Origin of the sequence: Terriglobus sp. ADX1 (assembly GCF_036877645.1) — a bacterium.
Taxonomy (GTDB): domain Bacteria; phylum Acidobacteriota; class Terriglobia; order Terriglobales; family Acidobacteriaceae; genus Terriglobus.
In genome coordinates, this window is sequence record NZ_JAEDXV010000017.1 from 82999 (window position 1) to 102190 (window position 19192).

Consider the following 19192-nt stretch of genomic DNA (forward strand, 5'->3'; position numbering starts at 1 on the left):
TAGTTTACCAATCCTCGGCGTGTTTTGGCTTGGCGGGCGCTGCCGGTATTTCCAGCGCACGAAGCTGCTCTAAGAGAGACGCAAGTTCCTCCGGCAGGGGAGCCTCCAGATCCAGTTCTTTTCCTGTAATCGGATGTTCCAGTACCAAATGCGCCGCGTGAAGAAAATTTCGGTGCAGCGTCGGCCCGGTGCCATCTGCCTTGATCCCCGGAATCTTCGCCGGCGCGCCATACAGCGTATCGCCCACCACCGGATGCCCCAGCGACTGCATGTGAACGCGGATCTGATGCGTGCGTCCCGTTTCAATCTTCACGTCCAGCAACGTGAAATCGCCAGCAGTCGTATGTAGACGCTCCAGTACGGTGTACAGGCTGCGCGCCGGACGCGGATCGTTGGGCCTGCGCGAGGCGCGCTCTTCCGGCTCATCCGGATGACGCTTCGCAGGCGTGCCGTGGCTGTCCGTGGTCAGGTAGCGGTTCCCCACACGCGTCGTCATGCGCGTACGACGCAGACGATCGCGCGCAATCGGAAGATCGATGATGCCGCGATCGCTCTTCACATCCCGATGCACCAGCGCAATGTATCGCTTCTCAAGCGACCGCTCCGAGAACATCTCTGCCAACGCACGATGCGCCGCATCGCTCTTGGCCACCATGATCAAACCGCTGGTCTGCTTGTCCAGGCGATGCACAATGCCCGGCCGCAGCGCGCCGCCCACATCACTCAGCTTGTCCTTGAAGTGAAACAACAACGCATTTACCAACGTGCCGCTGCTGCGCGCATCATCCGTCAGGCCACTGCCCGCATGCACCATCATGCCCGCAGGCTTATCAATCACGGCCATGTGTTTGTCTTCGTAGACAATGCTGAGCGGAATATCTTCCGGCGTCGCACGAAGCGGCGCAGGCTGCGGTTCACCTTCCACCACAATCTGCTCATTACCGTTGAGCTTGTACTTCGCCTTCGCGGGCGAACCACTCACCCGCACCTGCCCATGTTCAATCAGCAACTGCGCGCGCGCGCGGCTAATCTCCGGCAGTGCCCACGCAAGATAAGCATCCAGCCGCATACCGCGAGACTCTGGCGTAGCAACCAGCGTACGCGTCGAGGTCAATCGCCCAGGGGAAGCAACAGCCTCCACAGGCAGAATCAACTCATCATCTTCATCCATGGAAGACGAGGGCAGATCCTTCGCCACCTCAACAGTCCGTTGCTGCCGCTTACCGCTCTTCTGATATCCCTTGCCACGCTTATCCGGCACCGCAGTATTCGGAATTGCAGGCTTCGCTACAGGAGCCTCTTCGCCGTAAAGCGCCGCTTCCGTAGCCGCCAGCTCCGCAGCCTCCGCATCACGAGCAGCATCCCGCTGCGTGCGGTAATCCGCCTTCACAGAGTGCCGACGCTTGCCCTTGGGCAACATATTTTTACTGGGCATAACGCACGCCCTTTCGTTGAAAGAAAAAACTCAAACCCACCACCGCCAGCACCATCAGCACAAGCTGATCCACGCGCAGCAGGTTGCCAATCATCGTCTCCGGAAGAACCCAACCCGGACGAAGTGTATCCACAAAAAACCGAATCAGCGCAGCCAGCGTCAGCCCTAGTCCAAACGTCTCGCCCGGCTGCGACTCACGATGCAGCCACGCAAACGCCACCGCACATGCCACCAGCGTCAACACCGCCGAATACAACGCCACAGGGTGATATCCCTCGTCGCCAAACATCACACCCAACCGCGACGTTGTCGCCAACCCAAGATCATCGCCCGAGAAGTGCGTACCAAGATGCAGAAACGCCTGCAACAACAACGCCGCAGGAGCCAGCGCATCCAGCGTGCGCAGCCACGGCAATCGCTTCACCAGCATGTACACCGCGCCACTGCCCAGCGCCAGCAGCAATCCCCACTTCGTCACCGTGGGCAGCGTCAGGATATACAGCGGATACTTCGCAAACGACTTCCAAACCTGCGCCACAATAATCAGCCGCGACAACACCAGCGTTCCCGCCGCCATCCACAAACACAGGTTCCACACAGCATCTTCGTTCAGCCGCATCACCCGAGCGCCACGTGCCGCCAGCGAAATCGCCAACACCAGCCCCAACGCCGCAATCGCCCCAAACGTGGGGACAGTAACCGGGCCGATACGGAATAAATGGGGATGCATAAGACGCTCTCTGTAAGAATACTTGGGTAAGCTCTTTGGCGTTTCGATCAAAGAGCTTCCAACGGGACGACACGGCCCCACGGCCGGTTATACCCGGAAGGAAGAAGCATGAAACGGCTGTTCGTTGTCCTGGGCATGGCGCTCCCCGCGCTCTGCTCCGCGTGCCTGCCCGCACAGGCACTTTCCGCGGCAAAAGCGCTCTCCCCGGCAGAACGCGAGGAAATCGCACACTTCCGCAAAGCACAGTCGAAACTGCTGACCAGTCCGCAAAGCGCACTCGGCATGGTGTCACTGGAAAAGTTCGCAGAAGGCGACACCTCCATCGGCTCGGCAGCCACCAGCAAAATCCGCATCGACCACCTCTCATCACAGATCGGCCTCGTGCGCCTGCACGGCGAACAGATTGAATTTCTGCCACCACCCTCGGGCTTCCCCAAAGACCTCACCATCGGCGGCAAACCCGCCACCGCAGGCGCCGTCACCTTCGACGCAGACGGCACATCGCCCACCTTCCGCGAAGGCAGTGTTAACTTCGTCCTGCGCCACAAATTTGGCTTCTTCCTGGTAGCCCGAGATATGCAGGCACCCGCGCTGCTCGCCTTCCGCGGCCTCGACTGGTACGCGCCCAACGCGCACTACCGCATCACCGCCGCATGGAAGCCCTGGCCGCAGCCACACACGCTACGCATCGCCAATATCCTTGGTCAGGTGAATGAGGAGACATCCTACGGCATAGCCGAGTTCACGCAGAACGGTCGCACCTTCCAACTGGAACCAACGTTCGTGCAGCGCAAGGACAAACCGCTCTTCCTCGTCTTCCGCGACACCACCAGCCGCACCACCACTTACGAAGGCGGGCGCTTCCTCGACATCGCCATGCCCAGCAACGGCCTCAACAAACCCGGCACCGTCGTGCTCGACTTCAATCAGGCACGCAATCCGTTGTGCGCATTTTCATCGCACACATCCTGCCCCATTCCACCGCAACAAAACCGCCTGCCCATCGCCATCTCCGCTGGCGAGAAGAGATACAACGGCAAGCATTCGTAAAAACAAACGGGCGTCTACCGCTGAGGTAGACGCCCATTTGAATCTTGCGAGGACCGACCCGCTGGGCCGTGTTGGAAGCGCCGGTGAACCCGCCAATAAGCGGTGGGATTCAGCCGTGGCTCTTTAGGCATTCCGGACTGGCGGACACTGCACACCGAACCATGTATACGAGCCGAACCCCTGTTCAATGAATGTTGGTTCAACCGACGTTGTTCCCCCACCTGCTTTGCAGGTCGGTCATCTAAAGGCAGATGCTACGCAATGTGCGAAGGGTTTGCAAGTTGAGCAACAAAGCCGTTTTGTGCTAGCCAAACACTTGCAAAGACCTCGTGTTTTATTGCCCTGCAGTTGGCGTGCTGACTGCTGCGGCTAACTGCTTCTGTTCCTTCGCTTGCGCCACCAGTTTTCGAATACGCCCATCAATATTTGACCCCGATCCCACATTCTCTGCCATCAACACGCCATTGGCATCAATCGTGAAGTAATGCGGAATGGCATCAATGCCAAACATCTTCGTCACACTGTGATCCGCGTCCAGGTACTGGTTCCAGCTCATGCCATTGTCCGCAATGAACTGCCGCCATTTGTTGGCGTCAGAATCCCAGGAGATGCTGATGATCTCCAAAGGCTCATCCTTATACGCCTCCGCCAGCTTCTTCATGTGGGGAAGTTCCTGTTTGCATGGACCGCACCACGTCGCCCAGAAGTCAATCAACACCACACGGCCATGCATATCATCCAGGTTGAATCGTTTTCCACCCAGCGTGTTCACCAACACCGCTGGTGCCATCTTTTCGCGTGCCATCTCAGGGTGCGTAGAGAAATAAGTTGCCCGCGACAGTAGCGGATCATCCTTCCGCGTCAACTTCGCATACTGGCCAAAAGCCGCGCCTGCATCTGCATCCTTCTTCATCAGAGCCAGCACTTGGCCGTCGTAGAAGTAAGCCGCCGTGGCATGCGCCGCTGTCGCCTTCTTTAGCTCTTCATCGGCCTCTTGCAGAACAGCCATATTCGGCTTATTCCTGTCGACCATTGCAATCGCGACGCGCCCTTCGGCAAGCTCCGCACGCACATGATCAAGCGACTGATTACTGGCAGCATCCCACTCTTTCGCAGTTTTCAGCGCATCCTTGTATTCGCCCAGCCGCAACTGCGATGTGAACACGCCTTCCAAACACTCCATGCAGTGGCCACCCGCCACTTTGTTCGCCTTCTTCCAGGTTCCCGCGGCAAAAATGATCTTGCTACTGGAGTTTTGTTCGTCCTTTGCCTCTGCGCGAAGCTTCTGGAACTCTGGCAGACTTTCATAGGAGTTAGCAGTGGAAGTTTGCGCAATACACGCGGAACTGAGAACGAGCAGCAGAACAGACGAGAGAATTTTCACAGCAGCAGCTTACCCGAGCCGTAAAAAACGGCAACAGAAATCTTCTTTCCTCTGTTTCATTTAGGGAATCCGGCGCAGCGTTACTTCTTCGCCGCCCACAAAATCGCCCGCTTCAAAATCCCCTCAAACACTGGATCTTCGTAATAGCTGTTGTCGTGTCCCAGCGCGATATAAAACTCGCGTCCGCCATCAAATTCCTGCCACCACGCAATCGGCAGCGGATTCGGAAAGTCCTTGCGATCCAGCTTGAAGTTCGTCACATCCAGCTTCGAAGTATCTACCGTCAACAGCGGATGGATCGTATCGCTGAAGCGCTTGGTGAAGTAGCACTCATCATTCACGGTGAACTCCGCAGGCACGCCCTGCATCGCAGGAAACTTCGGATCAACCACCTTCACCGTGAACTGTTGCTTCTTCGGATGCATCAGGAACCTACCGCCCACCATCTGCGCGAACCAGTCCCAATTACGCTCATTGCCTGACGCCGAGTGAATACCCACCCAGCCGCCACCATGCTCAATCCATCCCTTGAAAGCATCGCGCTGCGCCTGCGTGCTGAACGCCTCGTTGTTGCTGTTGCTGAACACCATCACGGTGTACTTCTTCAAATTTTCCGGTGTAAACACGATCGGATCATCCGTGTTATCCGTGGGAATCTTCAGCTCTGCCGCAATCTTCTCCAACGCCACCACGCTGCTGGCACGATTGCCGTGCACGTACCCTTTGCCGTCCGCCGTGTAACTACGCGTGTAGATCAAAATGCGATCCTGCGCGACCGCCGCAGCAGAAGAACACAGCAACAACAAGGCAAGCAGACGTTTCATCCCAATCCTTTCGCGCCTCCGCAACCCGACAGAAGCACATCGGCGGCATGGTATCGCGTGCTTGGAAGCGTTTGCAAACATCGCACCATCACCGCAGCCCGTCATTCTGGCGCAGCGAAAAAGCCGACGAATCCTCACTGACACATAGTGCTTCCAGGTTCCAGCCACGAAAACAAAAGAGGCCCAGCCGAAGCCGGACCTCTTTTCATCACTTTGCGAAGAAACTAAACAGCCACACGATACTCATCGCGCAAAGCTTCATCCAGCATGGATGCCAGCGAATGCGCCCGATGCCGGTTTGCTGTCTCTGCATGATCCAGCGAATCCAGCAATTCCCGGTGCCGCTCGCGCAGCTCCATCAACTCATCCGCAATGTTCAACGCCGCCAGCACCGCCACACGCAATGAATCCACGGTAGCGCCCTGCGACGACACCGCACGCATCTTGCTGTCTACAAGCTGCGCCAGCGTTTCAATGTGCTGCGGGTCAATGCCGCGCAGATGATAGTTCTGGTCGTAGATGGCAACCGTTACGGACTGGGGGACGGAATTCTGCATGCCTTCTCTTCTTTTCTTCAGTTAGACCAGTTCGTCAAGCTGCTTCAGCATCGCGTCCACGCGACCCTTCACCTGCTCGCGCTCACTCTTCAACGAAGAAAGTTCTGCGGTAAGCTGCGAATTCTCCGCAGAAGCCGTGTCCAGCAATTCCTTTAACGCCACAATCTCAGCCTCAGCCGTGGCGCGTGCCTCGCGCTCTGACCGGATCAGCTCCACGGTGCGTAGGACGCGCTGTTCTAGCGCCTGAAACTCGTCAACGCTGATGGTGGTGGTGGCCATAAAATCCGGTACTCCTCTGCGAAATAGATTGCTCGCTTCCGCGAGTATAGGTTGGTGATTTGTGAATGCCGAATAGCAAATCGCATTGGGGGTATCTTCTTCGGCTCCCCCCGCCGCTTCACGACACTACTTACGCTTCCACGTAACGCCGTCTTTGCCGTCCTCAATAACGATGCCCTTCTCCAGCAACTCGTTGCGAATGGCATCCCCACGAGCAAAATTCCGCTTCTTGCGCGCATCGGTACGCTCCGCAATCAGCGCCTCAATTTCTTCGTCCGTGATGCTCTGCGCCTGCAGCAACTCGGTCGCAATGTCCGTGCGGCCCTCTGCCTTCGCCCACTCCACGGCAGCCTTGCTGACGGCGGCATCGCGATCCGTCAACACATCGAACACAGCGTCGAAGTCATTCAACAGCTTCTGCACTGCATCCACGTTGCCACGGCCAAACGTGCCGTTATCCAGCGTGATATTCGCCGCCCGCACCATGTCAAATACGGCAGCGCGAGCCTCCGCGGTATTCAGATCGTTCTGCAACGCCGCATGAAACGCGTCGCGCTTTGCCACGGTCAGCGCCAGCAACTCCTCATTCGCAGCCTCAGGCAACGCGGGATTCTTCACCGCGGCATCCAGCCTGCGCACGAACGTCCGCAGACGCTCAATCGCATTCGCGCTCTCCGTCAGCCCTTCAAACGTGAAGTTCATCTGGTTGCGATACGGCACGCTGATCAGCAGGAAACGAATCGCCGACGCGCGATATCCCTTCAGCAACAAATCGCGCAGCGTGAAGAAGTTGCCCTCGCTCTTGGACATCTTCTTGCCCTCGACGAGCAGAAAACGCACATGGAACCAGTGCCGCGCAAACGGCTGATGCGTGGCGCATTCACTCTGCGCAATTTCGTTTTCGTGGTGCGGAAACGTCAGATCCTCGCCACCGGCATGAACGTCAAAGTTCGGCCCCAGGTGCTTCAGCGCCATCGCCGAGCACTCAATGTGCCAGCCCGGCCGCCCTTCACCAATCTCTGTCTGCCACGATGCCTCGCCGGGCTTTGTTGCCTTCCACAGGGCAAAGTCGCGCGCGGCATCCTTCTCGTACTCGTCCACGTCCACGCGCGCGCCGTCTTCAATACCTTCCAGGTCCTTGCCGCTCAGCTTCCCGTAATCCGGAAACTTCGCAATGCGGAAGTACCACGAACCATCATCGGTCTTGTACGCAATGTCTTCGCTGGCAAGCTGTTCCACCAGCGCCACCATCTCCGGAATGCTCTCCGTCGCATGCGCCACAATCTCCGGACGCTCCACGCCCAGCGCGTCCATGTCCTCAAAGAAAGCCTTCTCGTACTTCGCCGTGTAATCGGCAATGGACATGCCCGCAGCGCCAGCATTGCGGATGATCTTGTCGTCCACATCCGTGATGTTCATCACGTGCTTCAGTGCAAAGCCATTCAGCCGCGCTGCGCGACGCAGCACATCCACGTGCAGGAATGTGCGGAAGTTGCCAATGTGGCCGTAGTCATACACGGTGGGGCCGCAGCAGTACATGCGCAGCGTGTTGTCCCGCGACGCAGTCAGCGGCTCCACGCGGCTGCCAAGAGTATTAAAGAGTTCGATGGGCATCCGGCGGGTTCGCGTGCCTTCCGGGACTTGCGAGCGCGCCCGGGCCACCGCCCCGCCGCCGCATTCCGTCGTTCTTGATTCTACCCAAGACGAAGCTGTGGCGTGGCATTCAAAGCGGGTCCGGCAAACTCCCCCTGTGCGAACTTCGGCCACGCCGCCGCCGCAATCATCGCCGCATTGTCCGTGGACATCGCCGCAGCGGGAAAACGCACCGTCAAACCGCGCTTTCCTGCCTCCGTCTCAAACCGCGAGCGCAACTCACGATTCGCCGCCACACCGCCGCTCACCACAATCCGTTTCACGTCAAAATGCTGCGCTGCCGCCATCGTCTGCCGGATCAGGTTTCCCACCACCGCCGCTTGAAAACTCGCGATCAGGTCCAGCGTCTCCGCATCGCAAAGCGCATGAACATCCTCCAGCGTCGGCGAAGCCATCTTTTCCAGCGCAGTGCGCCGCTCCTCAATCGCCGCCTTCATCCCATGCGTCTCGATGTACCGCAGCACGGCCGTCTTGATCCCGCTGAACGAAAAATCAAACGAAGGCTCATCCACCGTCCCGCGATTGATCTCCACAAACCGGAACGGCACCGCCTTCGGATTCCCAAACGCACTCAGCCGATCAACCCACGGCCCACCGGGATATCCCAACCCCAGCAGCTTCGCCACCTTGTCATACGCCTCACCGGCTGCATCATCCACCGTCCGCCCAACATTGCGATACGACCAGATGCCTTGATCAAGAGAAGCAAGATAAAGATGCGTATGCCCACCACTAACCACCAAGGCCAGCGTAGAACCCTCTGACTCCATAGAGCCCGCTGACTCGCTACCTTCCATCAGTACCGCATGAATATGCCCTTCCAGATGGTTCACCGCAATCAGCGGCTTTCCTAGCGCATACGCATACGCCTTGGCATACGAAATCCCCACCAGCAGCGCCCCCGCCAGCCCCGGCCCTGCCGTCACGGCAACCGCATCCACATCCTTCGCTTCAATGCCAGCCTGCCGCAGCGACTCCCGCACCACCGGCACAATATTCCGCAGATGTTCTCGACTGGCCAGCTCCGGCACCACGCCGCCATACAGCGCGTGCATCTGCATCTGTGTCGCCACCACGTTCGACAGCACATCGCTGCCCGCACGCACCACCGCCGCCGCAGTCTCGTCGCAGGAGCTTTCAATCCCTAAAATCAGGCCATTGCCCATCTCTCTATCGTACCGGGACACAAACACCGGGGTGCCCCACGTCTCGCTTTTGAGACGTGGGCCAGCGGCAAAGCCGCTCATACGATTCGAAGACCGTCATCCTGAGCGAAACGAAGTGAAGCCGAAGGACCTGCATTCCTTTCCCTCACTACGATTCCTCGGGAAGCTCTATCCCGCCTCCGCCAGCCGCAACTTCCATATCTGCAACAGCAAAATCGCGGACGCCACCAGAACCGGCCCCAGGATGAACCCGCTAATCCCAAAGAAAGCCAACCCGCCAAAGATGGCCACAAAAATCACACCGGTATGCAGATCCGTCTTCTTCCCCACAAACACCGGGTAAAGAAAGTTATCCATGGTGGACACCACAGCGCTGCACCAGATCGCCAGGATCAGGCACTTCGTCCAACTCAGCACCAATCCCACGTACAAACAAATCGGCACCCAGGCCAGAAACGCGCCAAACGCCGGAATCAAACAGCAAACAAACGTGACAAATCCCCACAGCAGCGCGCCCGGCACACCCACCAGCCAATACGCCACGCCGGAAGCCACTCCCTGCAACATCGCAATCAGCAAACGCCCCGCGAAGATCGCCTCGATAATGTCGCGCAGCTTCCGACTGAAATCAAACGACTCATCCGTGCGAAGCGGCAACACCGACTCCCACGCACGCAGTGCCACGGCCTCGTCCCGCACCAGGAAGAAGTAGAAAAACAGCAGCAGCACAATGCTCACAATGCCGTGAACCATCGCACCAAATGCCTGCCCCAGCTTCGGCGCAGACCATCCTGCAATCGCGCGGCCTGACATCCCCGGAGCAAACTGCGCAATCGCATTCTGCACCGCATCGCCCAGCTTCGGATGCTTCACTGCAAGCTCTGCAAGAAAATCGTCCACGCCGCCCGACTCCACGTAGCGAGCCAGCGCAATCGCCTGCACCACCAGATGCTTAATCAGCAGATACATCGGCGCAAATAACACCACGCTGACCAGCACCACCATCGCAATTCCCGCCAGCGTAGGCGACCATCGTCTGCGCAGCCACGCAGACAATGGCTGCGTAACCACAGCCAGCGTAATCGCGCCAATGATGGGAAACATCAGCGTATGCGCAAACAGCAGCGTTGCCACGACGCATAGCAGCGTCAGTGCAAACAGCGCCGCAGTTCTCCACTGCACATACCCTGATCCCGGTTCCGTCGTGAAATGGCTCATGCGTTCTTCACACACTCTGATGCAGATTTCCTCACCACTGCTGCCGCAAAGACATCCTCACACGAAAGGAGCATCCTAGAGAGTGATGAGCGCACTGGAAGACGCAAAGGCAATACCGGCATTTCAAGCTGCACTGCACATCGTGGAAGAACTGCGCGAACGCGGCTTCCACGCCTATTTCGCAGGCGGATGTGTCCGTGACCTACTCATGGGCATCGCCCCCAAGGACTACGACGTAGCCACCAACGCCCGCCCGGAAACCGTGATGATGGGCTTCGACCGCACCTTCAGCGTGGGCGCACACTTTGGCGTGGTCATCGTATGCAGCGCCAACAAGGACGAAGGCTGCGAAGTGCAGACGGAAGTCGCCACCTTCCGCTGCGACGGCGAATACGTCGACGGCCGCCGCCCCGTCGAAGTGGAGTACGCCGAAAAACCGGAAGACGATGTAAAGCGCCGCGACTTCACCATCAACGGCATGCTGCTCGACCCCATCGGCCTCACCGAAGACAACATCCAGGAAAAACTACTCGACTTCGTCAACGGCCAGCAGGATCTGCAGGCAGGCATCGTGCGTGCCATTGGTGATCCTCAAAAGCGATTCGAAGAAGACAAGCTCCGCATGTTGCGCGCTGTCCGTTTCGCCGCACGCTTTGATTTCGCGATGGAAGAGCAAACCATGCGCGCCATCCAGCAACAAGCCGCCACCATTGCGCAAGTCAGCAACGAACGCATCCGCGACGAGCTGACAAAGATGCTCACGGAAGGCCATGCAAAACGCGCCTTCGAACTGCTCGACGAGACCGGCCTTCTGCAACACGTACTCCCCGAAGTCGCCGCCATGAAAGGCGTGGAACAGCCGCCCGAATGGCACCCCGAAGGCGACGTGTGGATTCACACGCTCATGCTGCTCGATCAACTTCCCGCAAATGTAAAGGGCACTCTGGCATGGGGCGCACTGCTGCACGACGTAGGCAAGCCACCCACCTTCCGCGCACCCGATCCTGCCGATGCAAAGCCGCGCATACGCTTCAACGGTCACGCGGAAGTCGGCGCCACCATGACCCGCGCCATCATGAATCGCCTGCGTTTTTCTTCCGCAGATATCGATCAGGTCGTCTCGCTCGTCGCCAATCACATGCGCTTCGGCGACGTAAAACACATGAAGCAGAGCACACTCAAACGCTTCTTCCGTCTACAGGATTTCCCCGAGCATCTGGCACTTCACAAGCTTGACGTCACCAGTTCGCACAACCTGCTGGACCTCTATCACTACGCAAAAGAAGAATTCGAGAAAGCGCCCGAAGAAGTTTACAAACCCACGCTGCTACTCACCGGTCGCGATCTCATCGAAGCAGGCTTAAAGCCCGGACCACGCTTCAAGCAACTGCTGCAGGACCTGGAAGACGCGCAACTCGACGGAGCCATCCACACACGCGAAGAAGCCATCAATCTATTGCGCGACCTGCTGGCAAAATCGCCCGTGGAGACAGCCCGTTGAAACACATCATCGTCATCGGTGGAGGAGTCGCAGGCCTGATGGCCGCAGTAAAACTGCGCGCCAGCAGCAACCTGCAAGTAACGCTGCTCGAAGCGCAGGGCCGCGTTGGCGGCCGCATCCGCACGGTGCAACAGGACGGCGACTTCATCGAACTCGGTGCCGAATTCATACACGGCAAGCCACCGGAACTTCTCGCGCTGCTGGAAGACCTCAACCTCGAAACCTACGAACTTGAAGGCGAAAACTTCAACTACGATTGCAGCGACGACTCGCTCCATCCACAAGATGAAGGCTCACACAGCGACGAAGACTCACCCTTCAACGTCCTCGAACGCATGACGGAGTGGAGCGAAAAACATCCGGCAGAAGACCTCACATTCGACGCATGGTGCGAACGCGAAAACATCGCACCTGGCATTCGCTCCGGCGCACGAGCCTACGTCGAAGGCTTCAACGCTGCCGACGCCGCGCGCATCTCCGTGCGCTCACTCGCCATTCAGCAACACGCGGAAGACAGCATCGACGGCGACGCCCTGCACCACGTCAAAGGCGGCTACCACCGCCTGCCCGAAGAACTAGCTGCACGCTTCACTCGTCTGGGCGGCACGCTCCGTCTGCAGTCACAAGTGAAATCCATCACATGGTCACGCGGATCGGTGGACATCCATCTGCACTCAGGCGAATCCCTGCACGCAGACACCGCCATCATCACTCTGCCACTCGGCGTCCTGCAATCGACAAGCGTCACATTCCACCCGGCACCAGCAAACATTCTGCTGCAAGCCAGCCGCATGGCGATAGGCCCCGTCCTCCGCATGAACCTGGTCTTCCGCAACCGCTGGTGGGCACAACTCGATCACCTGCAGAAAAAGGCATTACAAAAACTCTCGTTCATCCTTCCCGAACGCCAACGCAGCGATCTGAACTTTCGCGTTTTCTGGACAGGCTATCCCTCGCTCGCCCCTGTACTCACAGCATGGGCCGGCGGCCCACCCGCCGAAGCTTTCGCCCCCAAAAGCGACGAAGAAATTGCCGAAGCCGCATGCCATGACCTCTCTCGCATCTTCGGCGTTCCAAAACAGCAGATACTCGAAGAACTTGTATCGCACCATCGCCATGATTGGAGCCACGATCCGCTCTTTGGTGGAGCCTATTCATGGGTTCCCACAGGTGCAGTAGACGCTTCAGAAAAGATGACGCATCCCGTCGAGAACACACTCTTCTTCGCAGGCGAACACACAGACACCACGGGCCATTGGGGCACAGTTCACGGCGCATTGCGTAGCGGCATCCGTGCTGCGCAGCAGCTTTTGGATTTGCACTAAGCCGCCTTGGGCTTTGCCTTACTCGCAGTCACCAACGCGACAGAAGCCAGAATGATCGCCATCGCAATCCACTGCGATCCATGCAGCGACTCATGCAGCAACAGCGAACTCAGTGCCACACTGACAATCGGATTGACATACGCATACGTGGCCACCTTCGCCACCGGCACATGATGCAACAGCCACATGTACGCGGTGTAGCCCACCAGCGATCCAAACACGATCAGCCACAACACCGCCAACAGCGCGCTCTTATTCCAATGTGCACTCTGCCATCCGCCCAATGCTGATCCCAAAACGATGCTCAACGTACCACCCAGCAGCATCTGCCAACCCGCGCTCAGCAACGGATCAACCTGCGAAGACTTGCGTCCCGAATAAAGCGAACCCACCACCCACAGCAAATCCGCCACCAGCATGATCACAACGCCTGTCGAAGCAGAACCAACACCGCCTCCCAACAACGGAGCCAGCAAAACAATCAGACCAACAAAGCCGATGACCGTGCCAAACCATCCCATGCGATTCAACGGCGTGCCGCCAGGAATAAACGTCTCCGCCAGCGCAATCATTAAGGGGATAGCCGCAGCCAACAACGCAGCCAACCCGGCAGACAGCGATTGCTCTGCCCAACTGATCATCACGTTATTGCCCGTCAGCATCACCACGCCCAGCAGCAGCGCACGCTGAAACTCCGCACGTGGCAGCACAATCCGCACACCACGCAGCGCCAGCACCGTCAGCATAATCACGCCAGCCGCGCAGTAACGAAATCCCGAAACAAAAGCAGGCGAAAGCGACTGCACACCCACGCGAATCGCAACAAACGTCGATCCCCAGAAAAAGTAAACGCATAGAAATGCGGCAATCACCAGCCAGCGATGCCGCGTTGCAGTCAGTTCACTCATAGGAGGGCATCTTCAGGCTATCAACAAAAGCACATCGGATATCATCTCTGCCATGCGCACGTCCCTTGTACAACTTGTTCTCATTGGCCTCCTTGCCAGTCCTGCCATCGCCCAGACACAACCACCCACGGTTCCCGTGAAAGCTCTCATGGAACACGCCACCCATCAGGAAAAAGCCCTATACCCAGCCATTGCAAAAGCAGCACATATCACCGGCGACGTAGTGGTAGGCGTCGAGTTGGATGAAACCGGCAAGGTGACGAAATACGTCCTGATCAGCGGCCCGGAGATGCTTCGCAGCAACGCCATCGATGCCGCCAAACAATGGACTTTCTCTCCCGTGGAAGTAGATGGCAAAGCGTCCACCGTCCGCAGCGCCATCATCTTCAAGTTTCACGACCTCTATGCCAGCACCTCAGAGTAGCTACGCATTGCCTCGCAGCCATCTTCGCCGTACCATCGCCTTAGCGACCTGAACGATGGACTTCCTCAATAAAAAGCGCTTTGACCTGAATCGCTCCACTCCCTCCGCGGACGCGGAGCGCCTCGTCAGCGCCATCAGCATGGGCGAAGACGCAGCCTTCGAACTCAAGCTGCGCCCCAACCGCCTTGGCGAATTCATCGGCCAGCACAAGGCCAAAGAGCAACTCGCCATCGCGCTCGAAGCCGCCAAATCACGCGGCGAAGCCCTCGATCACGTTCTGCTCTACGGCCCTCCCGGTCTCGGCAAAACCACGCTCGCCACCATCATCGCGAACGAGTTGAACGTGGGCTTCCAGCAGACCAGCGGCCCCGCCCTGCAAATCCAGGGCGACCTCACCGCCATCCTCACCAACCTGCGCGAAAAGCAGGTGCTCTTCCTCGACGAAATCCATCGCCTGCAACCAGTGCTGGAAGAAAAGCTCTACACCGCGCTCGAGGATTACAAGCTCGACATCATCATCGGCCAGGGCCCCGCAGCGCGCACCCACGTGATGGAGATTCGTCCCTTCACTTTCGTCGCTGCCACCACGCGGCCCGGCCTGCTTTCGTCACCACTGCGTTCGCGCTTCGGCATCCTGCTGCGGCTCGAGTTCTACAACGACGACGACCTCCGCTTCATCGTGGAACGCAGCGCAGAAGTCCTCGGGGTACAGATCGACGCAGACGGCGCAGCCGAAATCGCCATGCGTTCACGCGGCACTCCGCGTATTGCCAACCGTCTGCTCCGCCGCGTACGTGATTACGCACAGGTGCGCGCCAACGGCGTCATCGACCAAAAGACCGCACAGGCAGCACTGCAAATGCTTGAAGTCGACCCCCACGGCTTCGACGAACTCGACCGCCGTCTCCTTCGCACCATCATCGAAAAGTACGACGGTGGCCCCGTCGGCTTGAACACACTCGCAGCCGCACTTGCTGAAGAAGAAGACGCGCTCGAAGAAGTCTACGAGCCCTTCCTCATGCAGATCGGCTTCCTCGACCGCACCCCCCGCGGCCGTGTCGCCACACGCCGCGCCTACGAGCACTTCGGCTACCCCGTGCCCACCAAGGCAAATCAATTCGATAAGCCAACCCTGTTCGACTAAGCTGGATGTATGTCGATTGCAGAAAATTTAGAGCAGGTACGCGCGGAAATCGCAGCCGCCTGCGCCAAGTCCAACCGTAACCCCGCCGACGTGAAGCTCATGGCCGTCTCGAAAACCTGGGGTCCCGACGTCGTTGCAGAAGCCTTCCGCGCAGGTCAGCGCCTCTTCGGTGAAAACCGCCTGCAAGAATGGGAACACAAGCAGCAGCAACTCCACACCATCCTGGGCGAAGACGTGGGCCAGCTTGAGATGCACCTCATCGGCAACCTGCAATCCAACAAGACCAGCAAAGCCGCATGGGTCTTCAGCGCCGTCGACTCCGTGGACAGCGTAAAAGTCGCGCGACGCCTCAACGACGTCTGCGAACAGGTGGGCAAAGTCCTTCCCATCCTCGTCGAAGTAAAACTCTCTGAAGAGGAAACCAAGCACGGCATCGGCGAATACGCACTCCCCGGCCTGCTCCGCAACATCCTTGAAGAGATGGACGGCCTCGAAGTCCGCGGCCTGATGATGGTGCCGCCTTACACCGACGATCCCGAAGGCGCACGTCCCTACTTCCGCCGTCTGCGCGAACTCCGCGACGAAGCCGTTGCCACCATCGAAGGCCTCTCGCTCCCCGAACTCTCCATGGGCATGTCGCACGACTTCGCAGTAGCCATTGAAGAAGGCTCCACCTGCGTCCGCGTAGGCTCAGCCATCTTCGGCACCCGCACCAAGTACCGCGAAGACGACGAAGAGTAAAATATCCGCATGGATCGCACGATTCGCAAGGTCACCGATGCAAAGAGCCAGCTCATGGAAACACTCCGCTATTGGCAAAGCAGACCTGACTATGAGCGAATGGAGGCCGTCGCGGAAATCGTCCGTGAAGCATACGCATGGAAGGGTGTGAACCTGGATGCTGAAGGATCAGAAAGATCTCTTACGCGCATTCAACGATCATGGAGTTGAATATCTCGTTGTCGGTGGACACGCCGTAGGCTTCATTCCGAACCACGCGGAACGAAAGATCTGGATGTGTGGATCCGCTCTGACGAAGCCAATGCAAAAGCTGTGTTTTCCGCCTTGCAAGACTTCGGCGCACCGTTGTCAGGTATTTCGCCAAGTGATTTCAATGAACACCCTGAAACCGTATTCCAGATAGGTATGCCACCTGCCCGCGTGGATGTCCTACAGGACATTCCGGGCATTGCATTTGAAGAAGCGTGGCAGCACCGCGTAGACCGTATGGCGGATACAGACCTCACAGTTCATGTAATTTCCAAAGAAGACCTCATACGCAACAAAGAAGCATCCGGTCGATTCATTGATCTTGCAGACGTTGAAAAATTAAAGCTGTCTGGCGAAGGACAATGAACATCCGCAACATCGACGGCGGTGTAAGCTTCGCAGTCCGCGTGCAGCCCGGTGCATCACGCGAAGGCGTCATCGGTCTTTATGGCGACGCCATCAAGATCGCCCTGAACGCCCCCGCCGTCGATGGCAAAGCCAACGAAGCTCTCATCCGCTATCTCGCCACAGCGCTCAAAGTCCCCAAGGCCAGCATCGCCATCGCATCGGGCCTCACGTCGCGCTCCAAAGTGATCCACGTTCTCGGCATCACAAATGAGGAAGCCGCGGCAAGGCTCTCGCCCGCCGCGGCCGTTTAGAAGATCTTCTTTTAGGCGACCATCTCCAGCCCATTCTTCGCAACCAGAGAAAGCAACTTCAAAGAAGCCCCCTGGGGACGCTTCTCGCCACGCTCCCACTTGCTCACCAGGCTCGGTGTCACATTCAGATACGCAGCAAAGACAGTCTGACTTGCCTGCTCCTTTTTGCGAATGGCACGAATGCGCGCCGGCGTCATCTCTTCAATCGGCGTCAGGCAAAGCGCATCGAACTTGCGCATCGTTTTTTGATCCATGCCGCCCGCGCGGTGCAGGTCTGTAGCGGTCTCGTGGATCGCGGCCATCGCATTGCTACGATATTTTTTTGCCATCGCTCTCCTCTCCCGGTCCTGCTACGGCAATCAGGGCGCCATCGTTCACTCGATCAAACATCTCCGCATCGGTATATCCCAGAACCACTGCGGCAAGTTCTTTAAAGGCTTCTACTTCTTCAGGCCTGATATTGGGCCGATCCTTCTTTTCAAAGCCATATACATAAACTGCGCGGTTTCCCTTGCGAAACAAAACAATCGAACGCGATCCGCCGGATTTCCCTTGCCCAGCCCTTGCAATTCTCTGCTTGATCACGCCACCGCCAAGGTCAGCATCAATCAAACCGTTTTCGGCTGCCTGAACAGCCATCCAAAGATCACGATCCGTCAGCTTCGCACGTTTCTGAAAACGAGCGAAAGACTTGCTCTTGTAGACCGAAACAGATTTCACGGGTACCGGTCTCACCGGAACCACTATAGCACTCAGTGCCAGAGATGCTTCTGCTTATCAGCGTGCCATAGATGGCTGGGTTTCGTTCACCTTCACCACAAACGTCTCGCCCTCGCCCATCACATCCACACGATCCGCCACACCAAGCTTCTTCGCCGCAGTCATCAACCGCACCGGAGGCTCATCCATCGGCTCCTTGCCCAGCGGAAACGTCCCGTAGTGCATCGGTATCATCGTCGTTGCAGATTCCAGATCAAGAAACGCCTGCAATCCCTCTTCCGGCGAAGTATGCACCGCGCGATAGCTATCCGGGTAGTAAGCGCCAATCGGCAGCAACGCAATCTCCGGCTGTAGCCTGCGCCCAATCTCTCGGAAGCCGTTGAAGTAAGCCGTGTCACCTGAGTGATACACGCTGTGTCCCGCACCCTCAATCACATACCCACCAAACAGCCGGTGCGTATCGCTGAACATGCGCGCGCCCCAATGCTTCGCTGGCGTCATCGTCACCATGACATCGCCGCCCTCAAGCGACGCATTCTCCCACCACTCCAGCTCCGTCACCTTGCGAAACCCAACCTTGGCCACAAGATCGCTTACCCCGCGAGGCACAATCGCCTCCGGCGCCACGCCCGTCAGCTTCTTCGCATGACGAACAATCCTCCGCAACGACGGCAGATTCAAATGATCCATATGCGCATGCGTCAGCAGAACTGCATCAATCGGTGGCAGATGCGCAATCTCCACCCCCGGCAGCCGCGCACGACGCAGCAGAATCAACCGCGTTGCAAACACGGGATCCACCAGCACATTGCGGCCAGCAATCTGGATAAGGAACGAAGAATGCCCAATGAAGGTAACGCCAAGCTCTTCCGGGTCCACCAGTTTCGGCGGATTCGGTTTGCCCAGCATCGGTTGGCGGTGGCTCTCACGAACAACATTCCAGAGCTGCCGCAGTTTACGTAAAACAGACGGATGATCCTGAACTTTGCTCACGGTCATATTGGATGTTCCGGGCCGAATAACGATGCGAAGCATGCCAAGCCCAGCTCTGACAAGCGAAGCTCCAACGGACAAAGTCCGTCATCCTGAGCGAAGCGAAGTCGAAGGACCTGCTTTCCTCTCAACCTATGAACCAGCTTCCGGGAATGCCGCAAACCGCTCGGTAAAATGGAAATGATGCCCACAATGCTGTCCACGCACGCCCATTACATCCTGCTGGTGGTGG

21 protein-coding genes and 1 other RNA gene are annotated in these 19192 nt (G+C 57.9%); 8 read left to right on the forward strand and 14 right to left on the reverse strand.

Annotated features, from left to right (window positions below; translation table 11 throughout):
- Window positions 1–4 precede the first annotated feature (4 nt).
- Both JAO32_RS12640 and JAO32_RS12645 read right to left on the reverse strand, forming a co-directional pair.
- Entirely contained in the window at window positions 5–1435 is a 1431-nt protein-coding gene (locus JAO32_RS12640) for an RluA family pseudouridine synthase (RefSeq protein WP_334240899.1), read from the reverse strand.
- On the reverse strand, window positions 1425–2165 hold the full coding sequence (locus tag JAO32_RS12645; protein ID WP_334240901.1) for a prolipoprotein diacylglyceryl transferase: 741 nt from the start codon (window positions 2163–2165) through the stop codon (window positions 1425–1427). Before JAO32_RS12645 ends, JAO32_RS12640 begins: the two co-directional genes overlap by 11 nt.
- A 108-nt stretch (window positions 2166–2273) precedes the next feature.
- Between JAO32_RS12645 and JAO32_RS12650 the strand changes: the two genes are divergently transcribed.
- The gene (locus JAO32_RS12650) at window positions 2274–3215 is read left to right on the forward strand and encodes a DUF1684 domain-containing protein (protein WP_334240902.1); all 942 of its coding nucleotides are present in this window, start codon (window positions 2274–2276) and stop codon (window positions 3213–3215) included.
- A 51-nt stretch (window positions 3216–3266) separates the two neighbouring features.
- Here the strand turns inward: JAO32_RS12650 and ssrS are convergent.
- From ssrS to JAO32_RS12685, 8 genes are all read right to left on the reverse strand, one after another.
- A non-coding RNA gene (ssrS, locus tag JAO32_RS20070) (6S RNA) lies at window positions 3267–3453 on the reverse strand.
- Between the two features lie 96 nt (window positions 3454–3549).
- Complete coding sequence (locus JAO32_RS12655; protein ID WP_334240904.1) at window positions 3550–4599, reverse strand: TlpA family protein disulfide reductase; 1050 nt, start codon at window positions 4597–4599, stop codon at window positions 3550–3552.
- A gap of 80 nt (window positions 4600–4679) precedes the next feature.
- Window positions 4680–5423 carry a ThuA domain-containing protein gene (locus tag JAO32_RS12660; protein ID WP_334240906.1) on the reverse strand — a complete coding sequence of 248 codons (744 nt, stop codon included), beginning with the start codon at window positions 5421–5423 and terminating at the stop codon, window positions 4680–4682.
- Window positions 5424–5647: 224 nt separating this feature from the next.
- Window positions 5648–5980 carry a cell division protein ZapA gene (locus tag JAO32_RS12665; protein ID WP_334240908.1) on the reverse strand — a complete coding sequence of 111 codons (333 nt, stop codon included), beginning with the start codon at window positions 5978–5980 and terminating at the stop codon, window positions 5648–5650.
- 21 nt (window positions 5981–6001) lie between these two features.
- Entirely contained in the window at window positions 6002–6259 is a 258-nt protein-coding gene (locus tag JAO32_RS12670; protein WP_334240910.1) for a hypothetical protein, read from the reverse strand.
- A gap of 126 nt (window positions 6260–6385) precedes the next feature.
- On the reverse strand, window positions 6386–7873 hold the full coding sequence (gene cysS / locus JAO32_RS12675; RefSeq protein ID WP_334240912.1) for a cysteine--tRNA ligase: 1488 nt from the start codon (window positions 7871–7873) through the stop codon (window positions 6386–6388).
- Between the two features lie 80 nt (window positions 7874–7953).
- Window positions 7954–9078 (reverse strand): tRNA (adenosine(37)-N6)-threonylcarbamoyltransferase complex transferase subunit TsaD, encoded by a 1125-nt coding sequence (gene tsaD / locus JAO32_RS12680; RefSeq protein ID WP_334240937.1) that lies wholly within the window; start codon window positions 9076–9078, stop codon window positions 7954–7956.
- Window positions 9079–9246: 168 nt separating this feature from the next.
- Window positions 9247–10296, reverse strand: coding sequence for an AI-2E family transporter (locus JAO32_RS12685; RefSeq protein WP_334240913.1), 1050 nt, complete (start codon window positions 10294–10296; stop codon window positions 9247–9249).
- A gap of 85 nt (window positions 10297–10381) precedes the next feature.
- On the opposite strand from JAO32_RS12685, the gene JAO32_RS12690 reads away from it, so the two are divergent.
- Together JAO32_RS12690 and JAO32_RS12695 are read left to right on the forward strand one after the other, a co-directional pair.
- Window positions 10382–11797 carry a CCA tRNA nucleotidyltransferase gene (locus JAO32_RS12690; RefSeq protein WP_334240915.1) on the forward strand — a complete coding sequence of 472 codons (1416 nt, stop codon included), beginning with the start codon at window positions 10382–10384 and terminating at the stop codon, window positions 11795–11797.
- A complete protein-coding gene (locus JAO32_RS12695; protein ID WP_334240918.1) occupies window positions 11794–13122 on the forward strand; it encodes a flavin monoamine oxidase family protein in 1329 nt (442 codons plus the stop codon). Before JAO32_RS12690 ends, JAO32_RS12695 begins: the two co-directional genes overlap by 4 nt.
- Here JAO32_RS12695 and JAO32_RS12700 read toward each other — a convergent pair.
- Window positions 13119–14030 (reverse strand): EamA family transporter, encoded by a 912-nt coding sequence (locus JAO32_RS12700; RefSeq protein ID WP_334240921.1) that lies wholly within the window; start codon window positions 14028–14030, stop codon window positions 13119–13121. The two genes, JAO32_RS12695 and JAO32_RS12700, sit on opposite strands and share 4 nt — an antisense overlap.
- Before the next feature lie 52 nt (window positions 14031–14082).
- Between JAO32_RS12700 and JAO32_RS12705 the strand changes: the two genes are divergently transcribed.
- From JAO32_RS12705 to JAO32_RS12725, 5 genes are all read left to right on the forward strand, one after another.
- Window positions 14083–14454, forward strand: a complete 372-nt coding sequence (locus JAO32_RS12705; RefSeq protein WP_334240922.1) for an energy transducer TonB — start codon at window positions 14083–14085, stop codon at window positions 14452–14454.
- Between the two features lie 55 nt (window positions 14455–14509).
- Entirely contained in the window at window positions 14510–15598 is a 1089-nt protein-coding gene (gene ruvB, locus JAO32_RS12710; protein WP_334240923.1) for a Holliday junction branch migration DNA helicase RuvB, read from the forward strand.
- 9 nt (window positions 15599–15607) lie between these two features.
- Window positions 15608–16339: a YggS family pyridoxal phosphate-dependent enzyme gene (locus tag JAO32_RS12715; protein WP_334240926.1), complete on the forward strand. Its 732-nt coding sequence runs from the start codon at window positions 15608–15610 to the stop codon at window positions 16337–16339.
- A 276-nt stretch (window positions 16340–16615) separates the two neighbouring features.
- Window positions 16616–16954 (forward strand): hypothetical protein, encoded by a 339-nt coding sequence (locus tag JAO32_RS12720; protein WP_334240928.1) that lies wholly within the window; start codon window positions 16616–16618, stop codon window positions 16952–16954.
- Window positions 16951–17247, forward strand: a complete 297-nt coding sequence (locus JAO32_RS12725; protein ID WP_334240930.1) for a DUF167 domain-containing protein — start codon at window positions 16951–16953, stop codon at window positions 17245–17247. The genes JAO32_RS12720 and JAO32_RS12725 overlap by 4 nt, the downstream gene beginning before the upstream one ends.
- Window positions 17248–17258: 11 nt before the next feature.
- Here the strand turns inward: JAO32_RS12725 and JAO32_RS12730 are convergent, their stop codons facing one another.
- The 3 genes from JAO32_RS12730 to JAO32_RS12740 are packed head-to-tail and all read right to left on the reverse strand — an operon-like array spanning window position 17259 to window position 19002.
- Window positions 17259–17576: a helix-turn-helix domain-containing protein gene (locus JAO32_RS12730; RefSeq protein WP_334240932.1), complete on the reverse strand. Its 318-nt coding sequence runs from the start codon at window positions 17574–17576 to the stop codon at window positions 17259–17261.
- Window positions 17557–17991 (reverse strand): type II toxin-antitoxin system RelE/ParE family toxin, encoded by a 435-nt coding sequence (locus JAO32_RS12735; protein ID WP_334240934.1) that lies wholly within the window; start codon window positions 17989–17991, stop codon window positions 17557–17559. The genes JAO32_RS12730 and JAO32_RS12735 overlap by 20 nt, the downstream gene beginning before the upstream one ends.
- Window positions 17992–18024: 33 nt before the next feature.
- Window positions 18025–19002 (reverse strand): MBL fold metallo-hydrolase, encoded by a 978-nt coding sequence (locus JAO32_RS12740; RefSeq protein ID WP_334240935.1) that lies wholly within the window; start codon window positions 19000–19002, stop codon window positions 18025–18027.
- Between the last annotated feature and the right edge of the window lie 190 nt (window positions 19003–19192).

What these genes read in the sequence shown, in the direction of transcription:
- cysS (WP_334240912.1), bottom strand. Translation starts at nt 7,873, where the DNA reads ATGCCCATCGAACTCTTTAATACTCTTGGCAGCCGCGTGGAGCCGCTG.
- JAO32_RS12700 (WP_334240921.1), bottom strand. Translation starts at nt 14,030, where the DNA reads ATGAGTGAACTGACTGCAACGCGGCATCGCTGGCTGGTGATTGCCGCA.
- JAO32_RS12665 (WP_334240908.1), bottom strand. Translation starts at nt 5,980, where the DNA reads ATGCAGAATTCCGTCCCCCAGTCCGTAACGGTTGCCATCTACGACCAG.
- JAO32_RS12685 (WP_334240913.1), bottom strand. Translation starts at nt 10,296, where the DNA reads ATGAGCCATTTCACGACGGAACCGGGATCAGGGTATGTGCAGTGGAGA.
- JAO32_RS12645 (WP_334240901.1), bottom strand. Translation starts at nt 2,165, where the DNA reads ATGCATCCCCATTTATTCCGTATCGGCCCGGTTACTGTCCCCACGTTT.
- JAO32_RS12670 (WP_334240910.1), bottom strand. Translation starts at nt 6,259, where the DNA reads ATGGCCACCACCACCATCAGCGTTGACGAGTTTCAGGCGCTAGAACAG.
- JAO32_RS12705 (WP_334240922.1), top strand. Translation starts at nt 14,083, where the DNA reads ATGCGCACGTCCCTTGTACAACTTGTTCTCATTGGCCTCCTTGCCAGT.
- JAO32_RS12740 (WP_334240935.1), bottom strand. Translation starts at nt 19,002, where the DNA reads ATGCTTCGCATCGTTATTCGGCCCGGAACATCCAATATGACCGTGAGC.
- JAO32_RS12660 (WP_334240906.1), bottom strand. Translation starts at nt 5,423, where the DNA reads ATGAAACGTCTGCTTGCCTTGTTGTTGCTGTGTTCTTCTGCTGCGGCG.
- JAO32_RS12690 (WP_334240915.1), top strand. Translation starts at nt 10,382, where the DNA reads ATGAGCGCACTGGAAGACGCAAAGGCAATACCGGCATTTCAAGCTGCA.
- JAO32_RS12650 (WP_334240902.1), top strand. Translation starts at nt 2,274, where the DNA reads ATGAAACGGCTGTTCGTTGTCCTGGGCATGGCGCTCCCCGCGCTCTGC.
- JAO32_RS12730 (WP_334240932.1), bottom strand. Translation starts at nt 17,576, where the DNA reads ATGGCAAAAAAATATCGTAGCAATGCGATGGCCGCGATCCACGAGACC.
- JAO32_RS12725 (WP_334240930.1), top strand. Translation starts at nt 16,951, where the DNA reads ATGAACATCCGCAACATCGACGGCGGTGTAAGCTTCGCAGTCCGCGTG.
- JAO32_RS12715 (WP_334240926.1), top strand. Translation starts at nt 15,608, where the DNA reads ATGTCGATTGCAGAAAATTTAGAGCAGGTACGCGCGGAAATCGCAGCC.
- JAO32_RS12640 (WP_334240899.1), bottom strand. Translation starts at nt 1,435, where the DNA reads ATGCCCAGTAAAAATATGTTGCCCAAGGGCAAGCGTCGGCACTCTGTG.
- tsaD (WP_334240937.1), bottom strand. Translation starts at nt 9,078, where the DNA reads ATGGGCAATGGCCTGATTTTAGGGATTGAAAGCTCCTGCGACGAGACT.
- ruvB (WP_334240923.1), top strand. Translation starts at nt 14,510, where the DNA reads ATGGACTTCCTCAATAAAAAGCGCTTTGACCTGAATCGCTCCACTCCC.